The 7,593-nt window shown below is 69.6% G+C and carries 10 protein-coding genes and 1 pseudogene; 3 read left to right on the forward strand and 8 right to left on the reverse strand.

Translation table 11 applies throughout. From position 1 onward, the window contains the following. The 5 genes and pseudogenes from B9H04_RS16740 to B9H04_RS16760 form a co-directional block, all read right to left on the reverse strand. Positions 1-365, reverse strand: a pseudogene (locus B9H04_RS16740) (hypothetical protein); the annotation flags it as partial. Between the two features lie 65 nt (positions 366-430). Further along, positions 431-1,357 carry a WD40/YVTN/BNR-like repeat-containing protein gene (locus B9H04_RS16745; protein WP_085682877.1) on the reverse strand — a complete coding sequence of 309 codons (927 nt, stop codon included), beginning with the start codon at positions 1,355-1,357 and terminating at the stop codon, positions 431-433. Between the two features lie 51 nt (positions 1,358-1,408). Further along, positions 1,409-2,404 (reverse strand): transcription initiation factor IIB, encoded by a 996-nt coding sequence (locus tag B9H04_RS16750; protein ID WP_049931367.1) that lies wholly within the window; start codon positions 2,402-2,404, stop codon positions 1,409-1,411. A 30-nt stretch (positions 2,405-2,434) separates the two neighbouring features. After that, on the reverse strand, positions 2,435-2,773 hold the full coding sequence (locus B9H04_RS16755) for a hypothetical protein (protein ID WP_049931368.1): 339 nt from the start codon (positions 2,771-2,773) through the stop codon (positions 2,435-2,437). A 30-nt stretch (positions 2,774-2,803) separates the two neighbouring features. Beyond that, entirely contained in the window at positions 2,804-3,229 is a 426-nt protein-coding gene (locus B9H04_RS16760) for a molybdopterin-binding protein (protein ID WP_049931369.1), read from the reverse strand. 112 nt (positions 3,230-3,341) lie between these two features. Here B9H04_RS16760 and rnhA point away from each other — a divergent pair, with 112 nt between their 5' ends. Both rnhA and B9H04_RS16770 read left to right on the forward strand, forming a co-directional pair. Beyond that, positions 3,342-3,938: a ribonuclease HI gene (gene rnhA, locus B9H04_RS16765; protein ID WP_049931370.1), complete on the forward strand. Its 597-nt coding sequence runs from the start codon at positions 3,342-3,344 to the stop codon at positions 3,936-3,938. Beyond that, complete coding sequence (locus tag B9H04_RS16770) at positions 3,925-4,701, forward strand: DUF7108 family protein (protein WP_049931371.1); 777 nt, start codon at positions 3,925-3,927, stop codon at positions 4,699-4,701. The genes rnhA and B9H04_RS16770 overlap by 14 nt, the downstream gene beginning before the upstream one ends. A 105-nt stretch (positions 4,702-4,806) precedes the next feature. On the opposite strand, the gene B9H04_RS16775 is transcribed toward B9H04_RS16770, so the two are convergent. After that, positions 4,807-5,157, reverse strand: coding sequence for a PadR family transcriptional regulator (locus tag B9H04_RS16775; RefSeq protein ID WP_049931372.1), 351 nt, complete (start codon positions 5,155-5,157; stop codon positions 4,807-4,809). Positions 5,158-5,510: 353 nt separating this feature from the next. Between B9H04_RS16775 and B9H04_RS16780 the strand changes: the two genes are divergently transcribed. Continuing rightward, complete coding sequence (locus B9H04_RS16780; RefSeq protein WP_049931373.1) at positions 5,511-6,044, forward strand: inorganic diphosphatase; 534 nt, start codon at positions 5,511-5,513, stop codon at positions 6,042-6,044. 225 nt (positions 6,045-6,269) lie between these two features. On the opposite strand, the gene B9H04_RS16785 is transcribed toward B9H04_RS16780, so the two are convergent. Further along, on the reverse strand, positions 6,270-7,067 hold the full coding sequence (locus tag B9H04_RS16785) for a helix-turn-helix transcriptional regulator (protein ID WP_049931374.1): 798 nt from the start codon (positions 7,065-7,067) through the stop codon (positions 6,270-6,272). A gap of 107 nt (positions 7,068-7,174) precedes the next feature. Beyond that, on the reverse strand, positions 7,175-7,423 hold the full coding sequence (locus tag B9H04_RS16790) for a hypothetical protein (protein WP_049931375.1): 249 nt from the start codon (positions 7,421-7,423) through the stop codon (positions 7,175-7,177). Positions 7,424-7,593 lie beyond the last annotated feature (170 nt).

A 7,593-nucleotide genomic window follows, 5' to 3' on the forward strand; every position in this document is an offset into this window, starting at 1 on the left:
GGGAGGAGGGCGGGGGGGGGGGGGTGTGGTGTGTGGTCGAGCAGGGGGCGGCATAGGGGAGGGCGGCGAGTCGGGTGGGCGGGGGGATGTGTATAGGGGGCAGGGGGGGGGGTCTCGAACGCCTCGGCCCGCTCCTCGCGGCCGACCGGCGAGAGCAGGCCGGTCGAGACGTTCGGGTAGTCGGCGCGGCCGACGAAGATCGACGGCGAGACGCTCCCGACGACGGCGTCGTCGGAGACGTGCTCGTCGAAGCGCCGCTCGAAGGAGTCGAGGTGATCGAGGATGCCGTAGTCCTTCTCGCTCGCGAGGCGCCGCCGCTCGGCCCGCTCGTTCGCCTCGTACTCGATGAACTCGTCGAGCCGCATTCGCCGACCGTAGGGGCGAGTCGGACTTGACGGTGTCGCCGCCGCGGCCCCGCGGCGCGGGACGGTCAGGTCGAAAGCGACGTGACGCCGGCCGGGAGTTCGGCTCCGAGGGTCCACTCGTCGCCCTCTCGGCGGATCAGCGGGGCCGACGCCTCGGGCGCGAACCCGTCCTCGTCGACCCGCATCGTCCCGCCGACGAGCGCCCCGTCGACGACCGCCCAGGAGATCGCGAACGCCGGATCGGCGGCGGGCAACGGATCGGCGACGGCGTCGAACGCGGGGTCGCCCGCGGCCGCCGAGAGGGTCACGCCCGCGGGCGCCTCCGGTCCCCAGCGGTTCGCACTGGCGTAGAGGCGGCCGTCGTGGACGACCGACTCCCGGAAGTAGTTCGCCCAGAAGTCGCGGAAGTCGGTATCGAGCCGGTACCACCGGTCGCCGCCGTCCGTCCGATAGAGCCCGTTCCCGGTGGCGGCGACCACGCTCCCGTCACCGAGCACGCGCAGGTCGTGGACGTCGTCGTGGACGCCCTCCCCGTACCGCCGCCAGAAGTCGCCAGCGAACGCGTAGACGCCGCCGGGCTCTAACCCCGCGAGGACGCCGTCGTCCGGGTGGACGGCCAGCGTCCTGACGCTCGGCGCCCCGCTCGGCGCGCGGTCCCGCCAGCGGTCGCCGTGCGGGTGCGCGCCGAGGTCGCCGACCGGGTCGAAGCGCCACCCGTCGGTCGCCGGTCGCGCGCGCAGCACGTCGGCGTCGCCGGTCCCGACCAACACGGTCTCGGGGCCGGCGAGCACGGAGACGGGGTCGTCCGGGCCGTCGAGCGGTCGCCAGTCTTCGCCGTCCGGCGACCGGAACAGCCCGTCCGCGGTCGCGGCGAGCCGCGCGTCGCCGCTCGGTGCGACCTCGTGGACGCGGCGGCACTCGGCCGTCCGCGTCGGGTCGTCGTGCGGTCCGTCGAGCCGATACAGTCCGCGGTGGGTTCCGCAGACCAGCATGTCTCGCGATTGAACGTCGAGGAGAAAAACCGTGCCGCTTCCGCGGGGCCGTTAGCTGTGGATCCCCATCGCCTCGATCTGCTCTTGGTACCGATTCCGGATGGTGACCTCGGTGACCTGCGCCACGTCGGCGACCTCGCGCTGGGTCTTCTTCTCGTTACAGAGCAGCGACGCGGCGTAGATGGCGGCGGCGGCGTAGCCGGTGGGGGACTTTCCGGAGAGCAGCCCCTGCTCGGCGGTCGTCTCGATGATCTCGTTCGCCTTCGACTGGACCTCCTCGCTCAGCTCCAGCTCCGAGGAGAACCGCGGGACGTACTTCTTCGGGTCGACCGGCCGCATCTCCAGCCCGAGCTCCTGGGAGATGTAGCGGTACGTCCGGCCGATCTCCTTTCGGTCGACACGAGACACCTCAGAAATCTCCTCCAAGCTCCGGGGGATGCCCTCCTTGCGGCAGGCGGCGTAGAGGGCGGCGGTGGAGACGCCCTCGATGGAGCGGCCGCGGATGAGGTCCTCGTTGAGCGCGCGCCGATAGATGACCGAGGCGACCTCCCGCACCGAGCGCGGGACGCCGAGCGCGCTCGCCATGCGGTCGATCTCCGAGAGCGCGAACTGGAGGTTGCGCTCGCCCGCGTCCTTGGTTCGAATTCGCTCCTGCCACTTTCGCAGTCGGTGCATCTGCGAGCGCTTCTTCGACGAGATAGAGCGCCCGTACGCGTCCTTGTCCTTCCAGTCGATCGTCGTCGTCAGCCCCTTGTCGTGCATCGTCTTCGTCGTTGGGGCGCCGACGCGCGACTTCTCCTGCCGCTCCGAGTGGTTGAACGCGCGCCACTCCGGGCCGGGATCGATCTGCTCGTCTTCGATGATCATCCCCGTCTCCTCGTGTATCAGCTCCCCGTCGGCCGTCCGGGTGAGATCCTCCGGATCGAAGTCCTCGGGGTCCAGTTCGTCGATGTCTTCGATCGCCTCGACGTCGATCTCGTCTTCCTCGGCGTCCTCGTCCCCCACGCGCTGCCGGTCGTGATCCCGTTGCCGGGTGGGCCGTGTCATCGCATTTATATGCTATCCAATCCGTTTAACTTAAAAGTTCGTTACCGTGCGGGTCGTTACCACACCTTCGTGCGACGTCCAGTCGGACGCGGATTCGTCGGAACACCCCCCGGACGCCGCGGGTTCGCCCCCCGGCCCGTCCAGTCGGTCAAGCGACTCCGGCGGATCGACCGCGTCGACCGCCTCGCGGACCGCGGCGAACGCGTCGACGAGTCGCTCGATCAGCGACGTCTTCCCCGACCCGCGCGGGCCCGCGACGCCGACGACGGTCGGGAGGGGGCGGTCGGTTCCCCGCGCGTCGTTGGCCGCCCGCGACTCTCCAGCCGCGGACCCGTCCGTCGCGCCAGCGTCTCGCGTCGCGGGACTCATGCGTCGGTACCCGGTCTATGCCCTCGCGTTTCACTCGCCGCCCGGCTCCGACCCGTCTCCGCCCACGGTCCCCGGAACGGGGTCGGCGTCGGGCGGGAGCGCGACCGGCGCGAGCGCCGCGAGGTCCCTGACGGCCTGCGAACTGTCGAATCCCGGGCCGACGAGCCGCGGGAGGCCGTCCGCCGGGCCGTCGAGGCGCTCCGTCGCGACGACGGCGTCGAGCGCCTCTCGCACCGCGACGTGCGCGCGGTACCCGTCCGCGGACTCGACGCGGAGGTGGGTCGTGTCCGGCGGCGCCCCGTCGAGGAGCGGCCCGACCGGCACGCCGCGCCACTCGCCGCCGAACTCGGACCCGGTCGCGCACCGGTAGCAACAGGTGACGACGACGGTGCCGCACCGCTCTCGAACGGCGTCGAGCGACGCCAGCAGGTTCGACTCGACGTTCGACGCGGTCATCGCGTCGTGATCGAGGGACGCACCGCCCGTGTCGGCTGCGCCTCATCCGTTCGGGCTTTTTTCCGGCGGCGGACGGACAGCCCTTTGTCCGGCGAGCGCGGAGTCCGGCCGAATGCCGACGATCGACTGCGACCCGGCCGCCGCGCGCGAGCGCCTCGCCGACGCGGGCGTTCGGATCGACGAGGGCAACACGCCACACGAGCGGTGGCGCGCCGACCGCGACGGGGCCGTCGCGGTCGCGTACGACGACAAGGTCGTCGTCCAGGGGAGCGACCCCACCCGCCTGACCGCCCTGCTGCGCGACGGCGGCGGGCGCGCGCACGTCTACTTCGACGGCGCCTCCCGCGGCAACCCCGGTCCGGCCGCGGTCGGCTGGTGTCTGGTCACGTCCGACGGGGTCGTCGCCGAGGGCGGCGAGCCGATCGGCCGCGCGACGAACAACCAGGCCGAGTACGCCGCGCTGGTCCGTGCGCTGGAGGCGGCCGACGAGTACGGCTTCGACGCGATCGACGTCCGCGGCGACTCGGAGCTGATCGTCAGGCAGGTCCGCGGCGAGTGGAACACCAACGACCCGGAACTCCGCGAGCGTCGCGTCCGGGCCCGGGAGCTGTTGGAGCGGTTCGACCGGTGGTCGATCGCGCACGTACCGCGGGAGATAAACGAACGCGCCGACGATCTGGCGAACGAGGCACTCGATGACGCGAACTGACGACGAACCGCCGGAGTGGGCGAAGGAGCGCGCGCGGGAGATGATGGACGCGGCGGCGGGCGAGGGGGCGGACGACTCCGCGACCGCGGAAACGCCCGAACCCGACGACGAGCGCGTCCCGGACGTCCCGGTCGAGGCGGTCGACGAGGCGGAGCGGCTCACGCGGCTCGCCCGCGAGGCCGAGTCCGCGGAGCCGACGCCGGAGATCGAGCAGGCGGCCGACCAGTACCGGGAGCGGCGCGACGCCCTCGCTGCCGAGTACGGCTACACCGCGCGCGTCCGCGACGAGGACGACGCGCTCGTGTTGTACCCCGACGAGTGGATGGACGACGGGACCGTCCAGCTCGACCGCGTTGAGGACACCGAGCGCGCCGTCGAAGTGTCGCTGTCCAGCCCCGGCGACGCCGACCGCTACCGCGAGGTGGCCGCGTACAACGAGGCGGTCGCCGAGGCCGTCGCCGAGCGGGAGGCGGACGTCCACGCCCGGACCGCCGAGACGTTCGCGGCGTTCATGAGCAACCACTACGTCCGCCCCGTCGACGACGCCACGCCGGCGATGCGTACCGAGTTCCGAGAGGAGTATCTGGTCCGCAACGGCTGGCCGACCGACGAGCAGCTCGCCGCGGTCGACGAGTCGCTGTCGGTGATCGAGTCGGTCGCGGCCGGGGTCGACGGTCCCGCCGCGGACGCGGGCGCCGCCGATCCCGACGGCGCTGACGGCGGCGACGAGGCCGGCGGTCGCGGAGACGACCATTCGACGTAGCGGCGACTCAGCGGAAAGAGAACGCGGCTTTCGCCGCGCCGTGTGCCAAAATGTTCGTTCGGTGTTCGGTGCCGCTCGCCGCGCCGGCGTCGCGTCCGGATCTCGTTACTCAAGCAGCGCCCGGACCTCGTCTGCGCGTTCCTCGTCGGTGACGAAGCGGTCAAGTACCCACTCGATCTGGTCGAGGACGACGTCGTGGCCCGCGTCGGTGAGCTCGTACTGGTTCGTCCGCTTGTCGAGTTCGCTCTTCTCGACGAGCCCGTGGTCGACGAGATCGTCGAGGTTGGGGTACAGGCGACCGTGGTTCACTTCGGAGCCGTAGTACGCCTCGAGCTCCCGCTTGATGGCGAGACCGTACATGGGCTCTTCGGCCAGGATACTGAGGATGTTCTGCTGGAACGCGGTGAGATCGCTCGCGGCTGTCGACTCATCAGGGACTGATTGTGCCTCTGACATGGTAGTAGTGAGGGCGCTCGAACTTATAATCCTTCTCAACAGTCACTATCATTGCGATGCGTCACTTCCCGGATTTATCCGAGTGCGTCGGTAGGCGCGCTCTCTCGGCGGATGCGTGTTCGATCCGGCGGCTCGGGACGTTCGACCGATCGATTCCGCGTCCGCTGGTACGCCGACGATCCGTCAGCCAGAATTGGTGTTCGGCGTCCGATCGAAACCCCCAAATCCGGCGCTCGGCCCGCTCCGGGCCGGTGATGCCCGATCCGCCGATGACGACTCCGGACGGCTTCGGACGGCGTGCGCCCGTACGATCCCGAAAGGACTTTGCCCGACATCCACCCATCATCGGGCACATGGCCAACCTCTGGGAAGATCTCGAGACGGGACCGAACGCGCCGGACGAGATCTACGCCGTCGTCGAGTGCCTCAAAGGCGAGCGGAACAAGTACGAGTACGACAAGGACATTCCCGGCGTCGTCTTAGACCGGGTGCTCCACTCGAACGTCCACTACCCGTACGATTACGGCTTCATCCCGCAGTCGTACTACGACGACGAGGACCCCTTCGACGTGATGGTGCTCGTCGAGGACCAGACGTTCCCCGGCTGCGTCGTTGAGGCCCGCCCCGTCGCGCTGATGAAGATGGACGACGACGGCGAGCAGGACGACAAGGTGATCGCGGTGCCGACCGAGGACCCCCGATTCGACCACATCGAGGACCTCGACGACATCCCTCAGCAGACCCTCGACGAGATAGACGAGTTCTTCGCGACCTACAAGAACCTCGAGGCCGGCAAGGAGGTCGAAACGCTCGGCTGGGAGGACAAACAGGCCGCGAAGGACGCCATCGAGCACGCGCAGGACCTGTACGACGAACAGATCGCGTAACGCTGTATAACCGTAGCGCATCCGACGTCCGCACACGGATGCGTTATGCCTATGGGTAATCTTTAGGGTGTCGTCCGCCTAGCATCTGATAGAGTCATGAGCGCCACCACGCCCTCCGTCGGCATCGACCACCCGACGGTCGTTCCCGCGAACTTCGACCCGGACGACGACGCCGACGACGCGGCCGAGGACGGCGACGACGCGTAGCGACCTCCGCGTCTCTTCTCAGGCGCGCTCGACGACCGTCGAGAGCCGCGTCGCGTCGGCTCGCAGCGACGCGAACGCGTCGTCGACCCAGTCCACGACTGCGTCGTCGGTCGACTCGATGACGCATCGCGGGTTGTTCTGCTCGTCGTACGCGGCCACGCAGGCCACGTCACCGCAGCGGAAGAGCCCGTACTCGATCGGCTCGGCGCTGACGTACACCTCCGCGGCGTTGTCGTCCAGCGCGCGGTCGGTCGCGGGTTCGAACTCCGCGACCGACGTGTCGGCCGCGTCGCGGTCGATGATCAGCTCCACGTTCGCGCCGTCGTCGAGCGCCGCGGCCGCCGCGTCGTTGAACTGCCGGATGACGACCGGGGAGACGGCCCGGATCTCGCCGCCGTGGTTCTCGTGGAGGAGCTCCGTCAGCCGGTCGACGACCGCGAGGGGGTTCTTCTCGGACGCGACGGTGATGTCGCTGTCGGGGATCCCTTCCGGCGGGAAGTCGACGCCGGCCCGTTCGAGGGTCTCGGCGAACCCGCCGTACCGCTCGCCGCGTTCGACCTCCGTCAGGAGCGTCTCGTAGGCGTCGTGGACGCGCTCGCCGGTCGGCGTCACCCGGTAGGCGGCGTCGCGTTTCACCACCCAGTCCCGCTCGCGGAACCCGCCGAGGATCCGTTGGACCGTCGTTCGGGTCGCGTCGACCGCGTCGGTCAACTCCGCCGGGCGCCGCGGGTCGTCGCGCAGCGCCCGGAGTATTGCGACCCGAACGGGCGAGCCGGCGAGGTACTGTGCGCCGTCGTGTCCGTCCTCGGCCCTCATCGTGTGATCCGTGTGTACGGGTACCGCCCTGTTAACCGTACCGCGTCGCGGTCGGAAGTGTCCGAGCCGAATCCCCCGTTTGGCCCTTGAATCGCCCCTCAGTCGGCTCAGTCCCGATGGCGGAACGAGACGACGGTGCCGACGGTGTCCTCGCCGGCGATACGTTCCGTCGTGACGGTCACGGTCGCGAGCGCGTCTGCCCCGAGCGCCTCCTCGATCACCGCCCGGAGCGCGTCGGGATCGGCGCCCTCCTGAATCACCGGTACGCGGACCTGTCGGCGGTTGACCGCGACGTTTCCGAGGTCGTACTCCGTGTGCTCGAACGCCTCCCGGATCGCCGCTTCGATGTCGGCCATGGCACCGTCCCTTCCGCGCCGCGCGGTGAAAAAACGCGGTCCTCGGTGGATCCCGCGACCGCGCCGGTTCTCAGCCGTTGTCGATCGGAGCAGAACGAGCGATTTCTCGGCGTTCAGCGGTCATGCCAATTTAATACAAATCATTAATACTTCAAATATCTCTATAATAC

The sequence above is a fragment of the Halorubrum ezzemoulense DSM 17463 genome, assembly GCF_002114285.1.
Classification (GTDB): domain Archaea; phylum Halobacteriota; class Halobacteria; order Halobacteriales; family Haloferacaceae; genus Halorubrum; species Halorubrum ezzemoulense.

Bases quoted from the DNA above. Each gene is read 5' to 3' on its own strand.
- B9H04_RS16755 (WP_049931368.1), bottom strand. From the start codon at position 2,773: ATGAGTCCCGCGACGCGAGACGCTGGCGCGACGGACGGGTCCGCGGCT.
- B9H04_RS16790 (WP_049931375.1), bottom strand. From the start codon at position 7,423: ATGGCCGACATCGAAGCGGCGATCCGGGAGGCGTTCGAGCACACGGAG.
- B9H04_RS16775 (WP_049931372.1), bottom strand. From the start codon at position 5,157: ATGTCAGAGGCACAATCAGTCCCTGATGAGTCGACAGCCGCGAGCGAT.
- B9H04_RS16770 (WP_049931371.1), top strand. From the start codon at position 3,925: ATGACGCGAACTGACGACGAACCGCCGGAGTGGGCGAAGGAGCGCGCG.
- B9H04_RS16760 (WP_049931369.1), bottom strand. From the start codon at position 3,229: ATGACCGCGTCGAACGTCGAGTCGAACCTGCTGGCGTCGCTCGACGCC.
- B9H04_RS16780 (WP_049931373.1), top strand. From the start codon at position 5,511: ATGGCCAACCTCTGGGAAGATCTCGAGACGGGACCGAACGCGCCGGAC.
- B9H04_RS16750 (WP_049931367.1), bottom strand. From the start codon at position 2,404: ATGACACGGCCCACCCGGCAACGGGATCACGACCGGCAGCGCGTGGGG.
- B9H04_RS16785 (WP_049931374.1), bottom strand. From the start codon at position 7,067: ATGAGGGCCGAGGACGGACACGACGGCGCACAGTACCTCGCCGGCTCG.
- rnhA (WP_049931370.1), top strand. From the start codon at position 3,342: ATGCCGACGATCGACTGCGACCCGGCCGCCGCGCGCGAGCGCCTCGCC.
- B9H04_RS16745 (WP_085682877.1), bottom strand. From the start codon at position 1,357: ATGCTGGTCTGCGGAACCCACCGCGGACTGTATCGGCTCGACGGACCG.